The organism is Pseudobutyrivibrio ruminis CF1b (assembly GCF_000424005.1).
GTDB lineage: Bacteria > Bacillota > Clostridia > Lachnospirales > Lachnospiraceae > Pseudobutyrivibrio > Pseudobutyrivibrio ruminis_C.
Genome location: NZ_AUJB01000002.1, coordinates 17,134 through 37,311 on the forward strand (window position 1 = coordinate 17,134; position 20,178 = coordinate 37,311).

Sequence of the window (20,178 nt, forward strand, 5' to 3'; positions counted from 1 at the left end):
CTCCTAATTTATATAACAGCTTTTGCTGCTATTTACTTATTAACCCTTTACTGAACCAACCATGATACCTGCATCGAAGTACTTCTGGAAGAATGGATACATTACTAAAAGTGGTAAACTTGAAATAATGATGGTTGCGTACTTAAGTAGTTCTGCCAATTGTGCTCTCTGAGCTGTCGACTGCATATCAGCAATCATTCCCGGATCTGGCTGATTTTGAATCAGTATAGATCTTAAAACCAACTGCAAAGGTTGTTTTGAAGCAGAATTAAGATATATCATAGCGTCGAAATAACTATTCCACATTCCAACGAACTGCCATAGACAGAGAACAGCAATTACAGGAGCACAAACTGGCAAAAGGATTTTGAAGAAAAAGGTTAGTTCATTAGCTCCGTCTACTTCTGCAGCTTCTCTTAACTCTGAAGGAATACCTCTATAATATGTTCTGGCAATAATCATATTCCAAACTGAAAATGTTCCAGGAAGGATTACTGCCCACATGCTATCAAGCAAGCCCATTTTGCTTATCAACAAATATGTAGGAATCAATCCACCACCAAAGAACATAGTAATCATAAAAATGGTGTTAAAGAATTTTCTTCCCTTGAACTCCTCCAATGACATTGGATAAGCACAAAGCATTGTGATAAACACAGATAAAAATGTAAATAAAACTGAATATAGAATTGAGTTTTTAAATCCAACCCAAATCTGTGCATTTGAAATTACTCTTTCATAAGCGGTAAGTGTCCATTTTTCTAAATCAAATGTAAGACCCTTGTTCTGAAGAGTGATTGGATCCATAAATGATGCGATAACGATGTAAATCATAGGTACAATAATCGCAAGAACGAATAGACCCAAAAGTATATATCCAATAAGTAAGAATGTCTTATCGCCTAGTGAATACTTGGCGAATTTACTTTTTTTCTTCTTTGTTTCCATCATAACCTCCAATTAAAGTCCCTGTCCGTCATTCATCTTTTCAACCACCTTATTAACAACGATTAATAAGATAAGGTTGATAACAGTGTTGAACAAACCAACGGCTGTTGAATAACTATAGTTTCCATCCAAAAGACCTTTCTTATATACATAGGTAGCAATGATTTCTGATGCACCTAAGTTCAAATCTGTCTGTAATGCGTATGCCTTTTCAAAGCCAAGGCTCATGATGTTTCCGGCCTGAAGAATAAACTGGATAACTACCATATCTTTAATTGCTGGCCACTCAACTGCTTTGATCTGCTGGAAGATGTTTGCTCCATCAATCTGAGCAGCTTCTTTAAGTTCCTGGCTGGCATTTGCAAGTGCTGCAGTGTACATAATTGATGCCCAACCTGCACCCTGCCAGATACCAGATATAATGTAAATTGGTCTGAACGCTTCTGGTAATGTTAGGAAATTGATTGTAGTTCCAAGTAACATATTAAGTGGTCCTGTTACTGAAAGGAAAATTCTAACCATACCGCAAAGTACGATAACTGAGATAAAGTTTGGCATATAGAGTACCAACTGAATCTTCTGTTTGATTCGTGCGCTCTCTATTCTATTAAGTAATAGTGCTAAGATAATTGGTACTGGGAATCCCCACAATAATCCGAACACACTAAGCTTCAAAGTGTTTACCAGATATGTCATAAAATCTGGTGATGTAAGAAATTGCTTGAAATATTCAAAACCAACCCACTCACTATTTAAGAATCCTTTGAATGGACTGTACTTTTCAAAAGCAATCAATATACCACCCATTGGTAAGTATCTGAAAATTATAGTCAGTAATAATGCTGGTCCTAAAAAGAACACATATAATCTCCAATGATGCATCACATACAACCAAGTGTTATGCATTTTCGCCTTCGTCTTCATTTCTCCTCCTTATGTTGCACTTGTTTGTGCATTTGTGCATTTGCACAAGTTTTTCGATGTGTTAAATATAGCACATTTTTACATATGTCGCAATTGTTATTTCATGTTTGTGTAAAGTATACAGAATGGCCTGTTTACTTTTGTTCAAATGTATCATAATTTTTTCACATTTTTACATTTGACAAAATGATTTTTACATTTTATGATAGTTAGGACAATAAAAATCAACTACGTTTGGGGGATTATTATGGCGAATAAAGTCACCATTCAAGATATTGCAGATGCCCTCGGGGTATCTAGAAATACAGTTTCAAAGGCTATCAATAATACAGGTATCTTAGCAGATGCCACCAGAGAAAAGGTTTTGGCAAAAGCTGTTGAGATGGGATATAAGCAATTCTCATATGCTAATTCTATGGAAGATTTCCTAGATAAGGCCTCAGCAAAAAAACCTTTAGCAACTGGAGATATTGCTTTTTTCAGTGGCTCATTTCTAGACAATTCACATTTTGCATCTACTATGCTTGATAAATTTCAATATGAAATAACACAACTTGGCTATGGACTTACAATGCAGAGAATCACACCTGAGAATGTTGAGGCACTTAGTTTACCAGCTAGCTTTAATAAGGAAAGAACTCAAGGCATCATCTGTGTCGAAATGTTTAATCAAAAGTACTGTGAAATGCTTTGCGAGTTAAACATTCCTATATTATTTGTAGATGCTCCCGTAGGAAGCTACACCCATCAGCTTGCTGGTGATGTTCTTCTTATGGACAACACCACTGGCATCTTCACTCTCATCTCTGAGATGAAAAAACGCGGTGTAAAAGAAATAGGATTCATAGGAGAATCAAATCACTGTCGATCTTTCTTTGAAAGATATGTAGCCTTTAGAAACGCCATGTTTTTAAATGGTCTTGAGATTGACGAGAAATACTGTCTCACAGATATCCATACGCATGGACCAGAATACTTTGCTTGTCTTTTCGAAAAGCTATCAAAGCTCGAGAAATTACCAGAGCTATTTATCTGCGCAAATGATTTCGTTGCTATCGATCTTGTAAACTGTCTCAAGATCCAAAAGCATTCATACCCAGAGGATGTTATGATTTGTGGCTTCGATGATTCTGCAGAATCAAAAGTTATGACTCCTGCACTCACCACCTGCCACATTCATTCCCAGATTATGGGATTTACTGCTGCAAATCTTTTAGTATCAAGAATTGAGCAGCCAGATTTGAACTATCGTACCGTATATACGGAGGCAAATCTTATTTTAAGAGGTTCCACTAAAGATTAATATTCACATAACAAAAAAGGTTGTCCACTTGATAGTGATCAACCTTTTTTGTTACTTTAGGCGGTAGTGGCGGTGCTGCCCTTCATTATTTTGAAGGTGGCAACCAAGTAGAATTTAAGGAATTTTCACTTTAAAATATCCCATCAAATCCTACTTCCCAAAAAGCCTTATTTTATAGGCTCTGTGAGACTTAGTAATTTATCTTTTATTTAAAGTAATCTAGCATCTTACTAATTGATTCTTTTTCCGATTTATCAAAATCCATATTATCGCTTTGTACATAGTTCATAATTATTGTTTGAAGTCCATTCAAGATGCTAACACCACCTATGTCATCATATGCAACAGGCTTATCACTCATCGGACCATATACAAACTTTGTGCCTGTATATATTTCAAAAACAGGATTTGAGTCAAATAGCTTAGCGTATTGTTTTGCCTGTTCCAAAGAAGAAATCATGTTTTCTTTATCTTTTAGCAAACAATAGTCGAGAGCTGTTTGCAAATGCATCATTGCCAGTGTGCGATGAAAATAACACACACTATTACCTTTTATCATCCCCTTGATTATTGAAACCAGCCATGATAGTAATTCTATTGAATCGCCATATTTTTTCATTTTTATCAAATGCCCATTTAATTGGGCTACTGCACTATAAATATCAAACACGCCCAAATTGATTGCCTTATCATAATAGTCCAGTGCTTCATCTTTTCTCCCCAGACTATAAAGTCTATCACCCACCAAATCATTAAATACACCTTTTACATTTATTGATTGTAGTAGCCAAAGGGCCTTCTCGTCATCCTTCTGAAGGTTTGCCATTTCCAGGATAATTTCACTTTCCTCTCTCCTGTTATCTGGCGAATTCTTTACGACCTCCAGGGCCTTCTCTAAATATTCAATCGCATTCAGTCTATATAAATCATCCTTGTCATCCATGTACATTATTTTGCATATCAATGCGCACTTCTGCAAAAGCTTCACATTTAAGGGATATCTTCTTGCCGCCTTCTCCGCCATATCCAAGGCTACCTCATTATTATGGTTGCTTAGCTCTTCCTGAATGCTTGTCAAAATATCATCTACTTTTTTAGAGGACAAGTCATACCCTACCAAAGTATCCATAGAAAGATTAAAAAAATCAGCCAAATCCATAATCATATTTATATCTGGAATACAGTTTCCATTTTCCCATTTTGAAACTGTGCCAACTGTAACTCCCATTGTCTCAGCCAACTGCTCCTGAGTTAACCCCATTTTCTTTCTGCATGATTTGATATTCTCTGGTAATCGATGTTGCATAATTCTTCTCCTTATTTTTCTCTATGTACGCCAAAACCAGCAAGCCTCCAAAAAACATTCCACAAGCAATTCCTGAAAACTCTATAATTTGTAAAGAATTGAATTTTAATGTAAAAAGGCTGACTATCCCTGAACCTATTGGCATTGATGCGCATGCAAATGCATTAAATACTGATGAGACCCTGGCCACATAATCCTGCTCAACATTAGTCGCAAATTCTATATTAAGCACTCCTGATGTAATTGAACCAAAGGTTCCAATCAAAACCATGGACGTCAATGCAAAAACAAATGGTGATAATCTTCCTACCCCTACACTTCCTCCAATGGCAAATAAAACTAGCGCAGCTCCAATAAACTCCCCGCTTATGGCATTCACTATTTTAAAACGATATTTCTTTGCTACCTTTGCAACAATTAACGAACCAACTATCGCCGCAGTCCAATTCCAACTCAAACAAAAGCTTTGAAAATCCGCATCTCTTTTATAGAAATCAATTATGTGTGGTGTAAGCAAACAATTATATGGCGACAAGAAAAAATTATATGCCACTGCAACAACACACAAATAGATAACCATCTTTTTTCTCTTAATGTACTTAAGCCCTTCCGCCAGCTTAGTCATATAGCTTTGCTCATTGATACTTTCATCATCAAATTCTCTCTGCTGATATTGGATGAAAAGGATGATAAATCCACAGATGTAAAATGTGGCAACATCTATTAGCATTGCAACATTTACGCCAAGCTTCGCAATTATAACGCCTGCACTCGCTGTTGACATGATTGTAGCCATTTGGCCCGCCACCATTCTTAAACTCTGCACAGTAGGATAGTATTCTCGACATACAAGCTCTCGTACGAAGGCTGATTCTGCTGGTTGATTTATAGACTCAACTGTGGTAATTAGCACAGTAAATAAAATCATCAAATACGGATTAGCTTTGCCAAGAAAAAACAAACAGACAAATCCTGCTATTATAAGGCCCCTAATAAAATCCGTATATACAATAATCTTTTTCTTGTTTCTACTTTCTACCCACGCTCCTGCAAAGGGCAAAAGCACCACTCCAGGCAATTGATTCATTGCAAATATTACGGCAGTCCAAGTAGCGCTTCCCGTAATCTGATACACTAGCCATGTAAAAGCAATAGCATCTACACAATCACCAAATCGATTGATTACAGATGAAATTAGCAATCGTCTTATATTTGTTTGCTTTAAAACTGTTAAGTAACTGATTTTTCCCTGTGTTTCCATAATGCATTCCTCCAATTACTTTCTCCTGATAATAGCATTATAGAAACCTCTCTACTATTATATAATATACTATTTTTCTAGTTTCGAATAAATATATTTTCTTATTTGGAAACATTAGTCAATTGCTTGATTACATAATTAATCCATGCTAAAATATACTTAACAGATTATATGAGATATATTATTTTGTTAAGGCGGTGATTATATGATATACACATACTTAACTGAACATTATAAAGAAGGAGAACCAATCTTCTTCTCAGACATTTACGATGGAACTATTTCAAAGCCTGCTTTGACTCAACAGCTAGCCACTCTTTGTAAGAAAGGAATGTTGGCTAAGTATGACAATGGCATTTATTATATTCCTAAAAAGACAAGACTGAAATCAGCTGTAGGTCCTACTGCTGATACTGTTGCTAAATACAGGTTCATTATGAAGAATGGAAAGATTGATGGCTTTTATGCAGGGAATACCTTTGCAAATCAGATAGGTATTTCGACACAGGTTCCATACGTGGTCGAAATTGTTAGTAACAATACCAACTCTGCCCCTAGGACAGTCACCATTGGCAGCAGAAAATTTAGCGTAAAAAAGCCTATAGTTTCAATAGATGAAAGCAATGTTTATGTTCTTCAAATGCTTGATCTTCTTTCAGAATTAGATTCTTACTTAGATTACGATTACGAAGAAGCTAGGAAGTGTTTCATAAAGTTTATAGAAGCTCATAATATCAAGCGGAGCGATATTGATAAATATATTAGAAACTATCCACTTACAACATTTAAATACTATTATGAATTGAGGTTAGACAATGTACTTGCATGAAGATAAAGAACTATTTGCAGATGTTATCGCTCTCACTGCTGAGAGAACCGGGCAGGCTCAGGATATTATTGAAAAAGACTATTATGTAACAATCATTCTTAAAGAACTTTCAGAAAGCGATTATCCAATTTGTTTCAAGGGCGGCACCTCGTTATCTAAAGCCTATGGTGTAATTGACCGCTTTTCTGAGGATATTGATATCACATTCACTGAGCACATAGGTGTTGCCAGAAGAAAGAAATTAAAATATGAGATTCTTGGACCTTTGGCAGATAAACTTGGCTTGAAAATTCTTAACTGGGATGACATCGAGAGCAACAAAGAATATAACCATTATGATTATGGCTATGAATCAATTGTTGAGGACTCATTTTTGACTCCTTTTGTGAAACTTGAAACAGCTCTCATGTCCTATGCGTTCCCTACAGAAGAACAAATGTTAAGTAATTATATCTACGATGCTTTAAAAGATGATGAACCAGAACTTATCGCAGATTACGACCTGGCACCTTTTTCTATGCAGGTGCAATCGCTAAAGCGAACTTTAATAGACAAAATCTTTGCCACTTGTGACTATTATCTTCAAGGTAAAGCTGCCAGAAATTCTCGTCATCTTTATGATATCTATAAATTGGCGCAGCATGTTGAAATCGATGATTCGTTTAAAGCGTTGATTCCAGAGGTGCGTAAACACAGATTACAGATGAAAAATAATTTAGCCCCTTCAGCTGATATTAAATACAGTATTCCAGATTTAATCAAAGAATACTGTGATAAAGATTTTTATAAATCTGATTATGAGCTTACTACGTTGAAATTGATAACAGATGCTATACCATACGATGAGACAAAAGACTTCGTATTAAAATTTACAAGAAAGCTTTTTAAATAATATAGATTAGAATTGTAAATTCTAAATGTGAATACAAATTTGAAGCACTAGGAATCCTAGTGCTTCTGTTCACTCTCAATATATTTCTTCAGTGTATTCCTAGAAATCCCATATTTTTTCATCAAATCAACCTGCTTAATTGAACGGTCATGCAGGTATGCTTGAATATCTGCTTTTAGCTCAGGTGTGAGCTTATCAAACTGCCCAAGCTTTCTTCCACTACGTTTATTACTTGCAGCAATACCATCCTTGATTGCTTTGGAAATATATAAGCGCTGCCGCTCTGCTCTATCCAGCTTCTGGAACTGAGGTCTCTCAGTAAAATTCTTTGCAGACTTCTCTTCTGTAAACTCAACCAGATATTCTATGTCCTGCTCTTTTGCATAGCGACTCAAACATAGGTCGTTTTGTATTGTTATCACATTATCAGCTCTCTCAACCTTATTACTAAGATTAGGTGTTATCACACATCTATTATTCTTTTATATGACTTACCATCTCTAAGACATTCCCACTTCTATAGCCGCTATAATCTTTTCACGTTCCCCACTTCCATTTGTAGGTAATCTAAGTAATGGCAAATCGCATTTCTCAAGAATAGAATTCTTCTTGAGATCTCTCTCATGCTGAGCTGTACCTACTTTATGATAATTAAAACCATCAACTTCAATTGCAAGGAAAGGTTCTTTGCCTAGCTTTTTATATAATAAAAAATCAAGATGAGTTCCTGGATTAAAAGCATATCTAGCCTCATCATCTGTGAGTTTTGAAATATCTTTAATAACCGTATAAAGATGAGTAAAGCAGCTAACATCTAAGAAAGTATAATCCTTTAAAATATCCTGCAGCAAAGCATACATGAGATTTTCAGAATCATACTGTGATATTTTCCTTCGATTCTTTAAGTATTGCCATCTCTGCTCAGCATATTGCTTATATAAATAATCAAATACCGAATAGACCTTGCTCTCTACTACTTCCATATTGTTGTACTGAATATACGAAACCAAGTCAGGTATATTTCCCGTCTTTGGCATTGTGTTTCCAGAAATAACAATCGCAAGATTATCTTTTGCTCTAGAAATAGCAACATTCAGAAGATCTGAATCTTCCATAAATCCCTGATTATAATCATCAACTACACAAATAATAATGGCATCTTTTTCTCTACCTTGATATTTATGCACTGTTGCCGCATCAATACCAGGTATAGCTGCCTTCAAAGCATCTACCTGTTTATTATAAGGAGCCACTACACCAATATCTTTTAAATCCATGTTCAGTTCAGGAAGAACCTCTTCTTTGATTACATCTATTTGACGTTCATTGAGCAATCCACCTTCTCTTGTATGATTACCAGGAGTAGTTTTATAAACCTTTAAAGGCTTTCTAGCTCCATTATCTTCAGTCATGATTACCAGCTCATTATCATAGAATTTACGATTACAAAATTCTATGATTAATGGATTACACCTATAGTGTTCTCTTAGAAGCGTCGAAGGTACATTTTTCAACAATCTTGTAACGGACTTCAGAAAACTGTTTTTTCCAAAATCATATGCTTCATTGATAGAATAACCTTCGAAAATTACATCTGATTGTTTGCTAACCTCTGGAGTTACGACATTGGATAATTGCTTAAGATCCCCGACAATTACCGCATTTTTTGCGCACGATAACGCTAAGGCACCTGTCGCAACATCTACCTGCGATGCCTCATCCATTATCACATAATCATACTCAGTGGTTCTAGAATTCAAGCTATTCCTAGCCGAAAATGTCGTGCTAAGCACAATTGGGTACTCTCTCAGTACACTCTCCGAGTTCTTATACAAATCATCGGAATCAAACTGAACACGCGCTTTCTTCCAGTCGTACTTCTTTTCAATAAATGATTTTAGATATTCTAATGACTGTTTCTCTAAAATATTTTCATCAGCAGCATTTGAATTTTCTAGTTCACGTTCTATATTGCTCAGTTCGTTTTCTAACTCTATTAGTTTGTTTTTGTAATATAGCCTCTGAAGAACAGAAATGATTTTAGATAAATCCTGCTTGTAAAAATCCCAATTAGCAATTCCATAAACAAAAACACTTCTTAACTTCTGGAATAATGACAGATTCTTTCCTCTATCTGCTCTGTCTTGAATCTCAAGCCACAGCATCATAACCTTTTCAGAAGGAATATTCCCGCGTATTTTTATAGCATTGAAATCATCTACATTCTCATCGTAGAATTCTTCAAAATGCTTTGCCTCTAACTCAACATCGTGCTTTTCTAACTTGAGATTAGCTATATCCTCTTTTAACTGATAGACTTTCTGAAGCTGCGTAGCAATAAAATCTATCTCGCGCAACAAATTTCTATCTGATACATCTTTTCTCCATGAAGACAAATCAGGATACCTACCAGTCTGGCTCTCTATAAAAGCAGTCTTATTCTCTACACTTCCAAGAGCAGCAACTAAAAAATCCATACCGTACTTTTCTTTAGCAAGCTTCTCTAAAACATTGGCTGTTGCAGAATTATTATTTGAAACGACAATTATTGATTTATTTGCCAACAACAAATTGGCAATGATATTTAGAATTGTTTGAGTTTTTCCTGTGCCTGGCGGGCCTTGAATAACACTAATCTGATTTTCAAGAGCATTCCTAACTGCCTTGTATTGACTCTTATTACAGCCAAACGGAAATATGATATGCTCCACGTTATATTTATTAAGATTATTATCTCCATTCAGATAATAGTAAAGCGCAGATGAATCACTTACGAAATTAATATTCTCGTAGTACTTTTTAAGTATTTTCCCCTCGCCCTCACTGCCTGGAAGCTTACTGAGACCGGACACATCTTTTAAATAATCAAATACTCTTGCAGTTTTTGGAGTTGCTAAACAGTTTTCCCTAACAATTAAATCTGATTTTTTATAACTATATTCATAGGTCTTAAATTCTATATGCCAGTACTTATCGTTGCCATCAGAAAATTCGTAAATCCAATCAATATCAAAGAGTTCCTGACCATCAGTTGTCCATATGATAAAGTTTTCTGGCTTTAAAACTTTAGGTTCGCGCATAACAATAACATTACCCGGCAAATATGAAAAAGTCTTTCCATTTGAAAAGGTAATGTCATGTTTATTCGTTGCTTTATTCCAATTGTAATTCGCGATTTGATTGGTTTTGATTTCATCTTTGATGACAATCATCCATCTTTTTGCATCTAGCATGTGAATTCCTCTAAAACCCAGCTATTTTTTGTAGATGAATTATAGCATCACATTGTGACTAATCTGTACACTCCACAATCTTTTCACAGCATTGCTACTCCAAACAACCCCCAAATTCTCGGTATAACTCCACGAACATAACCGTAAGAAAAAACAACCTCCATCCATTCATCATGGGATAGAGGTTGTTTGTATGATATCAAGTTATCTGCCTAGGACTTCTGGATGGAAATGATTCCTGAGCAATAAGACTTTTGCTCAAAAGAAAGAGTTGGAAATGTTTTTCTTAGTTCATCAACTACGAAATATATTTCATCATCATCCCAATCGTCGCCTGCTTCTAATTTACATTTTTCAAGTTCATCTCTAGTATTAAAAGCTACATCACCAATGATTAGCTTGCCGCCTTCATTTAGTTGATTTAATAAATTTGAAAAAAAGACCTTCTTTTGTTCATCTGATAAATGATGTAAAGAATAAGTCCCAATTACATAGTCAAACTTGCAGGTACTCAATTCAGGTACCAAGCCCTTGTTAAAGTCGCCTTGATATAAGTTTGCATTTGGCATTTTTGCTTTTGCAAGTTCTATCATTCTATTAGAGAAATCCTGACCATATATTTCACAACCGTTCTCATAAAGCTTTGTGGTAAGAGTTCCTGTACCAAAGCCAATATCTAAAACCTTTGCTTTTTCAATGGACAATATCTCTTGAAAAATCCCACCAAGAATGTCCTTGTATCCAGCAAATGGATATGCATTTGCCTCCTCTGAGATGCCTACTGCTTTATCATAACCATCTGCCCATAAATCAAATCCTTTATTATCTAACATTATGTCTACTCCTTCTTAAGCTTATAAAGCCAATTTATAAAACTGTGAATCAAATACTACTTCACTGTTCCATTTTTTGTAACTTGCAACCTTGTACGATTCAAAATCAAACTTCTTAAGTAACTTAACTGAAGCTATATTTTCATCTGCCACCTCAGCAGTCAAAGTTCGTCCCCCTAACTCCCTGGCAAACTCTATAATAGCTTGAATTAACTCACTACCAAGACCTTTCCTCCAAAGGTGCTTGCTTATACAATACCCAATATCATAATTATCTTCTTCTGGAAACAGGCAACAAGTTCCTATCGCCGCTCCTGTTTCTTTATCAGTTGCGATTAAATAATAAGCATCGTCTTCATCTTCCATACCGTCAAAACATTTAATATATTTTTCATTCAAACAATCTACAGACGGGTCACTCATATATTTTCCATTTACTGGGTCACACCATAGAGAAATACAAAACGCTCTATCATCGTCCTGATACGATCTAATAATCATTCTTGGGGTTTCAATGTCGCGTTCAACCTTCATATCACTTCGTTCCTCCTAAAAAACATATTATCTACTATATCTTTTTTCTGCGTATAAAAAAAGCCTTGTGGAAGCATTTTTTCAAATATCTCCACAAGGCCGATTTTTTACGTAATCATACGTCAAATTCGTGAAAGTTTTGTCACTGGAACGGTCCACCTTTTCTGAAGTTCCCATACAAAAAAAATACAATGCTTCAAGGCTGCCCTCAAAGCATTGTAAATTCTTTTACTATAAATACTATTCTTCTTCAGCCTTATCCTCAGAATCCTCATTAGTATTATCTTGGGATTCTTCGCCAGATTCTTCCTCTGACTCACCGTCTGACTCACCCTCAGATTCTTCCTCAGACTCATCCTCAGACTTCTTATCAGAATCATCTGAATCAGGAGTGCCTGGTTCATTTTCCTCAGAAGTATTTTCTTCTGATTCCTCAGGCACGTCTGCATCATAAATCTTTACTTCCAGACGTCCACCGTCATAGCTGTCGTTACCATCAGGGTCGATTGCAAACATTACAGAGTCACCCTTATGAACAGTATAAATTTCCTTGAAGGAAACTGTACGTTCCTCGCCAAAGTTACCCTGGATATCGCCACCTATCCACTTCTTTTCCTCTCCATTAATGAAGATTCTCATGCAAACACCATTTGCATTTGGATCTGCGCTGTTTGCAAATTTAGTGTAGCTTCCATCCACAACAATTCTTCCATTTTTGGCAGCCATCCACATATAGGCTGCATTTCTGCCATTTCCTGGCTCTACAAAATCAGGCTTGAGTTCTGGCTTTCCGTTATTGTAGTAACGATTGTTTTCCTCATCAAATGGAAGTCTTTCAAAATTCTTTCCATCCCAATCGCACATACCATAGTACCAGCCGTTTTCTCCCTGAACGCCGCTAAAGTCATCTGCAAGAGTTGTATTGTTTTCTCTAGCTTCCTCTTCTGGAATATCGCTTGCATCGTAAATGTTTACAGATAATCTACCGGCATCCCAGGCATTATTATCCTTAGCATCAATTACAAAGGAAATCTTGTCTCCTCTAGATACATTAAGTCCCTCTAACATAAAGTTTACAGAGTTGTCATTTCCATCTCCCTGGAATACCTCTACATCCTCTGTTACAAGAACAGTATCATTTACATAAACAAGAACCTTTACACCATCTGGCCAGCTTGGATTGCCATCGTTCTGTCCGTACTTCACATAGTTTCCAAGAACGTCTATTTTGCCATCCTCATAGACAACCCACTGATAAATTGCTGCTGCATCCTTTGCTGGATGTACATAGTCCTTCTTCATCTCCAGTCCTTCATTCTTTGATGAAAGGAATGCTGAGCTGTCATCATTTGTCTTCATCAAGCATCTGGCTGAATCAATACTCTTTCCTTCAAGGAACCACCAGCCATCCTGGCCCTGTGCAAGTGGTGTTGTAAGCGCACCAAGTGATGTGTTGTTTGAACGCTCCTCATCTCCAACTGTCACTCTAAGCACATCAGAATCTGCTATATCGATATCAAGACAACCGCCGTCCCATGCACTGTTTTTATTGCAGCCAATATCAAAGGTAAGGATATCGCCAGCCTTTACAGCAAGCTTGTTGAACTGAATGTTTTTAACAGTTCTATTCTTCTCACCTCTTGGACAAGTCACAACCTCTTTTAGAAGCTCGCTGTCATTTTTGTAAACCGAAACAACAACACCATCTGGCCAATCCATGTTTGGATCTTCGTTACCATGTTTTGCATAGCTTCCGTTGATATCGATATTTCCATCAACAGCTACTACCCACTTATACATTGCATGAGCGTTTAATCTAGGCTGTACATAATCTCTCTTTACTTCGAGCCATTTTGCCTTTCGCGAAACATAACCGCTTCCATCGTCAGTTTTCTTTGTAAGTATTTCTGCCTTTTTAATAGAAGGTCCTTCTAAGTAATACCAGCCATTGTTGCCCTGCTCACCAAAATCAACCTTGAGGTTTGCATAGTTGCTACCACTATTATTCACCATTTTTGTGGTCTTGTAATCAGCATCCTCAACAACGAATGTGTAATTTCCACCATCGTACGCAGTGTTTTCCTTGCCATCTACCATAAGTGAAATGCAATCTCCAGCCTTAACCCAAAGACCTTCATAGCTCAAATCTTTTGTAACTTCCTTTGATACTTCAGGAGCAAACTCTTCCTTTTTGAGAACCTGTCCGTTCTTCATCAGGAAAACATTTACACCATCAGGCCACTCAGGATTTTTATCAAGATTCTTGTGCTTTGTATATGTAGTTAATACATCGACACTGCCCTCTTCTTTTGCAACCCATTTTACGATGGCTGAGCGCCCCTTGTTGCCAGGCATGATGTAGTCACGCTTAATTTCTACACCATCTTTTGTTGTGTACTTTTCATTCTTGGCATAGGTTTCAAGATTTACTGCATAGCCAGGATCAAGATAATATCCCGACTGATAGCACAATCCGTTTGCTCCCTGTGAACCAAAATCTTCAACTGTTGAGCAGTTGTTGCTTCTGCTATCTGAATAAGAAACAACATCCTTTTCTGTTTTACCGGTAAGTGGAGTGATTCCCTTAATTGAAAATTCAAACTTACCAGCATCATAAGCATTGTTTTCTTTTGGATTTACAACCATTGTGATGAAATCATCTTTTGCTACAGCAACCTCTGCAACATCCAAACGCTTTGTCACTTCGTTTATACGATCTGGTGCAAATTCCTCTGAAACAAGAGGTGTATCATTATGGAAAATAGTTACCTTTGTTCCATCAGGCCAGCTAGGATTCTTATCTTCGTTCTTAAACTTTGTGTAAGAAGCATCGATTTTAACCTTTCCTGTTTGAGCCACCTTCCACTTGATTACAGCGGAACGTCCCTTACCTGTATTTACAAAATCACGCTTAATTTCAAGATAGCTTTCATCAAAATATCTTTCTTCGTCTTTTTCGAAGTTTGTCATATTCAGAGTGTCTGTTGGGTCATCCTCGTAGCCTTCCTGATAGAACCAACCATTATTGCCCTGCTCACCGAAATCGTATTTTACATCGGCAAAATTCTGCCTTGTTTCGGTTTCATCAATTGCCACATCCTTCTCGGTGGAGATGCCTTTTCTATCTAAAATGTTAATATCAAAGGCACCACCATCATAGGATGCATTACCGTCAGCTGACACCATAAAATATAACTTATCCGCAGTCGTTACTTTTATGTCCTTATCACGGAACTTGATTTCATTAGTTCCTGATGAAGGAGCAGCTACTTTCTTTGTATATAAATTCTCCCCATTCTTATAAACAGAGACGGTAACACCATCTGGATACTTAGGATTTCCATCGTTCTGCTCGAACTTTGAATATTTCATCCTAAGCTCTATATCTCCATCCACAGCTGGCTGCCAGCAAAGAATTGCATTGTCATTGATAGAAGGATGAATGAAGCCCTCACTCATTGTGAGATTTGGTGATGTAGCATTTAAATATTCTTTACCATTAAATGTAGAAACAAGGCTTGCATCTTTAACGCTCTTACCGTGAAGATATGTCCAGCCTCTATGGCCCTCAGCACCAAAGTCCTCAAAATTATTAGCATTATTATTTTTTCTTTCATTGTCAACAGTTGCCTGTAATCCCTTATTATCAACATCATTTATTGATACATAAAGTGAGCCACCATCATAAGCATTATTTGCCTTTGCATCTACTACAAAATAAAGGCTTTCAAGCTCTTTTACATCTAGCGCCTCAAGCTTTTGCTCAAGAACTTTTTCTGTTTCTGTGCTGACATCCACATCATATCTTCCCAACATCTCGTCACCTTTATACGCATATACGGTAACGCCGTCAGGATATGATGGATTCTTATCGCCATTTACAGATTTTACATATGTAAGACTAACATTTACTTTTCCATCCTTTGCAGCGCGCCACTCTAAAATAGGAGCAGCAGCTTCAGAAGTATGGATGAAATTATTTTTAACCTCAAGTCCACTTACACCGCGCTGTGAATATTTCTCTCCATCAAAATTTTCCAGGCGCTGTGAGCGACTAGGATTTTGAGCAGAACCATATCGATAAAACCAGCCATTCTTTCCCTGCTCGCCAAAATCACTTACGTTGAATGCGTTATTTGTACGATTTGGAACATCCACAAATTCTGGCTCAACATATCCTTCTACATCAAAAACCTCTGGCCATTTTGCGGATAAAAATGTAAGTCCTGTTTCCTCTAGCATTCCATCTTCGCTAAGATTCCCTGCCAAATGTATTCCCGCTGCTGCGCCGCCTCCTACAACAGCGACACCAGCCAAAGCTATAAGCGTCTTTTTTGTGATTAGCTTTTTAACCACATTATTAACCATTTCAATCCCCCCTTACTTATATACCTTCAAATCCTCCACAGAAACCTTTGATTTTACACTAAAGATGCCCCATTCCATTCCCTGTGAAAGATACATTCGCTCCGTAAATACGATATCGTTATTTACATACATTGAAACAACACCATCGGCGATAACCATTTTTACATCAAGCTCATCCATTTTTCCAAAATCATAATCAACATATGATTGTGGAACCTCGGCCATGATATTGTCTGTGTTGTAAAATTCGATACGCTTGTTTGCAGCATTGAAAACGATATTAAGCTTGCCTACATTTTCGCTATCTAAATTAAAGGCAAATCCAAACATTCCGTTTTCATCAAAGTTCTTAAATTTGCCACTAACGATGTAGCTTCCAAGAAGTCTCTTGAAGCCTGCCACCTCGTATTCTTCTCCGGCAAAATTTAAAGTATTATCATCAGACTTTATTGACTCAGTCATCTTTTCAGGAGCTACTGCAAGACTATTTGTCATGCTGGCTTCCACTTCATTTACCATAACAGGGCTAAGACTTCCATCCTTGGCCTGAATCAATTCATGTGTAACCATGTTGCCGCCCCAGTCGTATTCAGCATCATCAGCATGTCCTACCTTTGTGCCGTTCCAGCCAACAACAAAAAGTCTCTCACCATCTGTTTCCATTCTTCCGGCATAGAAACCATTTCCATCAAAGAAATCTCTTTGTGGCTTCTTAAAGCCAGCCTTTAAATCATCTGTAAATCTGTAGTGAACAATTCTGTTTGGCCACTGATCAGAGAATGAAAGATACCATTTATTCTTATATTTAAGAAGTGTTGGGCACTCCATATTTGAATCTGTATCCATATCGTTTTCAAAGAATACGCCATCATCATTCCAGGTCTTTAAATCCTTTGAAGTGTACTTTGCAATTACACCAGTATTGTTGCTTCTGGTAGTAACAAGCATCCAGTAACAATCCTCATCCTCCATATATAAAACGTATGGATCTCTGAAATCATTTTTTGCATAATTCTCGTTTGCGTAGAAAGTATCCTCAGGTACCTTCTCCCAATTTTCAAGGTCATCGCTAATGGCATGCATCACAGCTTCCTTTGGTTCATATGCATCATTGTGACCTGTATAGAAAGCGTGATACTTTCCATTTTTATCTTTGATTACACTACCTGTACCAAGTGCAATATCCTGGTCCTTAATAGTCTCTCCGTAATTAATTACAACTCCCTTGTCATCATAATTAACAAAATCCTTTGTCTGCATCATTGCCCAAGGATGATATCCCTGCTTACCATTTCTTTGATCTGCCAGGTAAAAAATATTGTAGGTACCATCATCATAAAATGGCATTGTATCACCTACGAATCCCTCGACTGATGCAGGAAAAACTACATGGTTATCTATGCTCTCTCCCAAATACTGTTCCTCCGATTCCTGTTTTGCTTCTGATGTCCCTGCAGAACAGCCAATACAGCTTAGGCTAAGGGTGCCAAGCAAAAGCATAACGATTATTCTCCTCATATACCCTCCTTTTGGTGCTACTGCACCTTCGAATGTTACATTTATACTATCATTATGGTGCATATGTATCAATTAGTTTGTGCAAATGTATCACATTTTTGTAGAAACCATTGATTTTTCAAGGTTTGATTTTGTATAAAATGCACACTAGTATTTTTCAGAATGGTGCATTTGACACATTTTTGATATTCCTGTACTATAAATGTAACTAAAAATACTTAGGAGAATATAATGAGTAACCGTGTTACCCTTCAGGAAATTGCAGATTCACTTGGACTATCAAGAAATACTGTTTCAAGAGCTTTAAATAACACAGGCAATGTATCTGCCAACACCAGAAATAAAATCTGCCAGGCCGCACTTGCTATGGGCTACAAGCAGTTTGTATCAGCCGATTCAATTGCACCACTTTCAGAATCACCAAGCCTTACACCTGGTGCCAAATCTGAAATTGCTTTATTCACACAGGCATTTCCAGGTAATTCCCATTCTGGAACAAAAATGCTAGAAGCCTTCCATCACAAAATTGATGCATTAGGCTACAAGCTTTCTATAAACATAATTCGTGATTACGAAATAAGTAATCTATGCTTCCCAGCAAATATAAATTTAGAAAACATCGCAGGCATAATCTGTATGGAATTATTTTCAACTGAATACAGTGAGTTTCTATGCAAACAGGGTATTCCACTTCTTTTTGTAGATACGCCTATCGTGCAAAAATGTTCTATAGATGCAGATGTTTTGCTGATGGAAAATCTTTCAAGTGTATACCATATGTTGGATTCCTTGGTGGAAACAGGCAACAAAAAAATATCCTTTGTAGGTGATCGTTTCCACTGCCAGTCCTTCTACGAAAGATGGCAGGCCTATGTTTCTGTCCTTGCAGACAGAGGACTTACATTAGATACTGATTGTTGCATTCTTGCCGAAGACAGCGCACCATATTCTGATGCCAACTGGCTAAGCGAACAGATTGCAGCCCTGCCTTCTATGCCAGATTTATTTTTCTGTGCAAACGATTTCCTTGCTATGTCAGTGCTTAAGGCACTTCGTTTACTTGGTAAAAATGTTCCAGAGGAAGTTCGTATATGCGGATTTGATGATGCACCAGAGTCCACTCTTACAGAGCCTAGTCTTACCACTGTAAAAATCCACAGCAGTTCTATGGGCTATACTGCTGCAGAGCTACTACTTTCACGTATTGCTAATCCACATATTCCTTTTAAGAAAACATATATCGAAACTGATATTATTTACAGGGATTCATCTAGATAATTATGTGATACAATGGAAGAACTGTTTTTTGTAGTCTGGTTTTCTACCGACTCACAAAAACTTAATGATAATAGGAGCTTTACTTATGTTTGATTCAATAGAAGATATTTGCAAAATTGAAGAGGAATCTCATATTCCTTTTTGGAAAATAGTTCAGGAGGATGATTGCAAGGAGCGTGCCGTTTCCTTGGAGGAATCTTTTCAGGCTATGAAGGCTATGTACACAGCCATGAAGGAATCTGCCTTAAACTATGATTCGCATATACGAAGTAACAGTGGACTCGTAGGAGGCGAAGCTGGACTTCTTAGAAAATATTTAGATGAAGGTCAGCCTTTAGTTGGAGAATTCACAGGGCGTGTTATGGAGCTTGCACTTCGTGTAGCCGAGGGCAATGCCTGTATGAAGCGTATCGTTGCTGCACCAACAGCAGGTTCCTGCGGTGTTGTTCCTGCAGTTTTTATAGCCGCACAGGAAAAGCTTGGCCTATCAGATGAAAAAATGACCGAAGCACTTTTTGTTACAGCCGGTGTAGGTGCAGTCATTGCAAAACGTGCATCCCTTGCAGGTGCAGAAAGCGGCTGTCAGGCCGAAATTGGCTCAGCTTCCGCTATGGCAGCAGCCGGCCTTGTTTATCTAAAGGGAGGCTCTGGCAGACAATGTGCCAACGCGGCAGCCCTTGCCCTCAAGAATCTTTTGGGACTTGCCTGCGATCCAGTTGCAGGTCTTGTGGAGGTTCCTTGTGTAAAAAGAAATGTATGTGGCGCCATGAATGCAGTTACATCTGCAGAGCTTACTATGGCTGGAATCGAAAGCCGCATTCCTGCCGACGAAGTCTTTGACGCAATGAGTGCCATCGGAAAAAGCATGAATCCCGACATAAAAGAAACCGGCACAGGTGGCGTAGCCGCCACACCTACCGGTTTAAAAATAGCTAATTCAATCTAGTATAT

General features: G+C 37.3%; 15 protein-coding genes. 5 read left to right on the forward strand and 10 right to left on the reverse strand.

What is annotated here, in order from left to right; genetic code table 11:
- Positions 1 to 39: 39 nt before the first annotated feature.
- A complete protein-coding gene (locus tag G592_RS0100655) occupies positions 40 to 948 on the reverse strand; it encodes a carbohydrate ABC transporter permease (RefSeq protein ID WP_028246112.1) in 909 nt (302 codons plus the stop codon).
- A 12-nt stretch (positions 949 to 960) separates the two neighbouring features.
- Positions 961 to 1,872 carry an ABC transporter permease gene (locus G592_RS0100660; protein WP_028246113.1) on the reverse strand — a complete coding sequence of 304 codons (912 nt, stop codon included), beginning with the start codon at positions 1,870 to 1,872 and terminating at the stop codon, positions 961 to 963.
- A 247-nt stretch (positions 1,873 to 2,119) separates the two neighbouring features.
- On the opposite strand from G592_RS0100660, the gene G592_RS0100665 reads away from it, so the two are divergent.
- Positions 2,120 to 3,175, forward strand: coding sequence for a LacI family DNA-binding transcriptional regulator (locus G592_RS0100665; RefSeq protein WP_028246114.1), 1,056 nt, complete (start codon positions 2,120 to 2,122; stop codon positions 3,173 to 3,175).
- A gap of 205 nt (positions 3,176 to 3,380) precedes the next feature.
- Here the strand turns inward: G592_RS0100665 and G592_RS16785 are convergent, their stop codons facing one another.
- Together G592_RS16785 and G592_RS0100675 are read right to left on the reverse strand one after the other, a co-directional pair.
- Entirely contained in the window at positions 3,381 to 4,403 is a 1,023-nt protein-coding gene (locus G592_RS16785; RefSeq protein WP_242830128.1) for a helix-turn-helix domain-containing protein, read from the reverse strand.
- Positions 4,404 to 4,407: 4 nt separating this feature from the next.
- Complete coding sequence (locus G592_RS0100675; RefSeq protein WP_028246115.1) at positions 4,408 to 5,742, reverse strand: MFS transporter; 1,335 nt, start codon at positions 5,740 to 5,742, stop codon at positions 4,408 to 4,410.
- Between the two features lie 205 nt (positions 5,743 to 5,947).
- On the opposite strand from G592_RS0100675, the gene G592_RS0100680 reads away from it, so the two are divergent.
- Positions 5,948 to 6,571, forward strand: a complete 624-nt coding sequence (locus G592_RS0100680) for a DUF6088 family protein (protein WP_028246116.1) — start codon at positions 5,948 to 5,950, stop codon at positions 6,569 to 6,571.
- Positions 6,558 to 7,463, forward strand: coding sequence for a nucleotidyl transferase AbiEii/AbiGii toxin family protein (locus tag G592_RS0100685; protein WP_028246117.1), 906 nt, complete (start codon positions 6,558 to 6,560; stop codon positions 7,461 to 7,463). The genes G592_RS0100680 and G592_RS0100685 overlap by 14 nt, the downstream gene beginning before the upstream one ends.
- A gap of 56 nt (positions 7,464 to 7,519) precedes the next feature.
- Here the strand turns inward: G592_RS0100685 and G592_RS15210 are convergent, their stop codons facing one another.
- From G592_RS15210 to G592_RS0100720, 6 genes are all read right to left on the reverse strand, one after another.
- Positions 7,520 to 7,885: a helix-turn-helix domain-containing protein gene (locus tag G592_RS15210; protein ID WP_155942129.1), complete on the reverse strand. Its 366-nt coding sequence runs from the start codon at positions 7,883 to 7,885 to the stop codon at positions 7,520 to 7,522.
- Positions 7,886 to 7,963: 78 nt separating this feature from the next.
- Positions 7,964 to 10,696: an AAA domain-containing protein gene (locus tag G592_RS0100695; RefSeq protein WP_036951377.1), complete on the reverse strand. Its 2,733-nt coding sequence runs from the start codon at positions 10,694 to 10,696 to the stop codon at positions 7,964 to 7,966.
- Positions 10,697 to 10,908: 212 nt separating this feature from the next.
- On the reverse strand, positions 10,909 to 11,529 hold the full coding sequence (locus G592_RS0100700) for a class I SAM-dependent methyltransferase (protein WP_028246120.1): 621 nt from the start codon (positions 11,527 to 11,529) through the stop codon (positions 10,909 to 10,911).
- Between the two features lie 21 nt (positions 11,530 to 11,550).
- Positions 11,551 to 12,063 (reverse strand): GNAT family N-acetyltransferase, encoded by a 513-nt coding sequence (locus G592_RS0100705; RefSeq protein WP_028246121.1) that lies wholly within the window; start codon positions 12,061 to 12,063, stop codon positions 11,551 to 11,553.
- A gap of 240 nt (positions 12,064 to 12,303) precedes the next feature.
- Positions 12,304 to 16,431 (reverse strand): hypothetical protein, encoded by a 4,128-nt coding sequence (locus G592_RS0100715; protein WP_028246122.1) that lies wholly within the window; start codon positions 16,429 to 16,431, stop codon positions 12,304 to 12,306.
- Positions 16,432 to 16,443: 12 nt separating this feature from the next.
- On the reverse strand, positions 16,444 to 17,949 hold the full coding sequence (locus tag G592_RS0100720) for a DUF4975 domain-containing protein (protein WP_028246123.1): 1,506 nt from the start codon (positions 17,947 to 17,949) through the stop codon (positions 16,444 to 16,446).
- A gap of 231 nt (positions 17,950 to 18,180) precedes the next feature.
- Between G592_RS0100720 and G592_RS0100725 the strand changes: the two genes are divergently transcribed.
- Both G592_RS0100725 and sdaAA read left to right on the forward strand, forming a co-directional pair.
- Complete coding sequence (locus tag G592_RS0100725; protein WP_028246124.1) at positions 18,181 to 19,227, forward strand: LacI family DNA-binding transcriptional regulator; 1,047 nt, start codon at positions 18,181 to 18,183, stop codon at positions 19,225 to 19,227.
- A gap of 85 nt (positions 19,228 to 19,312) precedes the next feature.
- On the forward strand, positions 19,313 to 20,173 hold the full coding sequence (sdaAA, locus tag G592_RS0100730) for an L-serine ammonia-lyase, iron-sulfur-dependent, subunit alpha (protein ID WP_028246125.1): 861 nt from the start codon (positions 19,313 to 19,315) through the stop codon (positions 20,171 to 20,173).
- The last annotated feature ends 5 nt before the right edge of the window (positions 20,174 to 20,178 follow it).

What these genes read in the sequence shown, in the direction of transcription:
- G592_RS0100660 (WP_028246113.1), bottom strand. Translation starts at nt 1,872, where the DNA reads ATGAAGACGAAGGCGAAAATGCATAACACTTGGTTGTATGTGATGCAT.
- G592_RS0100725 (WP_028246124.1), top strand. Translation starts at nt 18,181, where the DNA reads ATGAGTAACCGTGTTACCCTTCAGGAAATTGCAGATTCACTTGGACTA.
- G592_RS0100695 (WP_036951377.1), bottom strand. Translation starts at nt 10,696, where the DNA reads ATGCTAGATGCAAAAAGATGGATGATTGTCATCAAAGATGAAATCAAA.
- G592_RS0100665 (WP_028246114.1), top strand. Translation starts at nt 2,120, where the DNA reads ATGGCGAATAAAGTCACCATTCAAGATATTGCAGATGCCCTCGGGGTA.
- G592_RS0100715 (WP_028246122.1), bottom strand. Translation starts at nt 16,431, where the DNA reads ATGGTTAATAATGTGGTTAAAAAGCTAATCACAAAAAAGACGCTTATA.
- G592_RS0100720 (WP_028246123.1), bottom strand. Translation starts at nt 17,949, where the DNA reads ATGAGGAGAATAATCGTTATGCTTTTGCTTGGCACCCTTAGCCTAAGC.
- G592_RS0100705 (WP_028246121.1), bottom strand. Translation starts at nt 12,063, where the DNA reads ATGAAGGTTGAACGCGACATTGAAACCCCAAGAATGATTATTAGATCG.
- sdaAA (WP_028246125.1), top strand. Translation starts at nt 19,313, where the DNA reads ATGTTTGATTCAATAGAAGATATTTGCAAAATTGAAGAGGAATCTCAT.
- G592_RS0100685 (WP_028246117.1), top strand. Translation starts at nt 6,558, where the DNA reads ATGTACTTGCATGAAGATAAAGAACTATTTGCAGATGTTATCGCTCTC.
- G592_RS0100655 (WP_028246112.1), bottom strand. Translation starts at nt 948, where the DNA reads ATGGAAACAAAGAAGAAAAAAAGTAAATTCGCCAAGTATTCACTAGGC.
- G592_RS0100680 (WP_028246116.1), top strand. Translation starts at nt 5,948, where the DNA reads ATGATATACACATACTTAACTGAACATTATAAAGAAGGAGAACCAATC.
- G592_RS0100675 (WP_028246115.1), bottom strand. Translation starts at nt 5,742, where the DNA reads ATGGAAACACAGGGAAAAATCAGTTACTTAACAGTTTTAAAGCAAACA.
- G592_RS0100700 (WP_028246120.1), bottom strand. Translation starts at nt 11,529, where the DNA reads ATGTTAGATAATAAAGGATTTGATTTATGGGCAGATGGTTATGATAAA.
- G592_RS16785 (WP_242830128.1), bottom strand. Translation starts at nt 4,403, where the DNA reads ATGGGAGTTACAGTTGGCACAGTTTCAAAATGGGAAAATGGAAACTGT.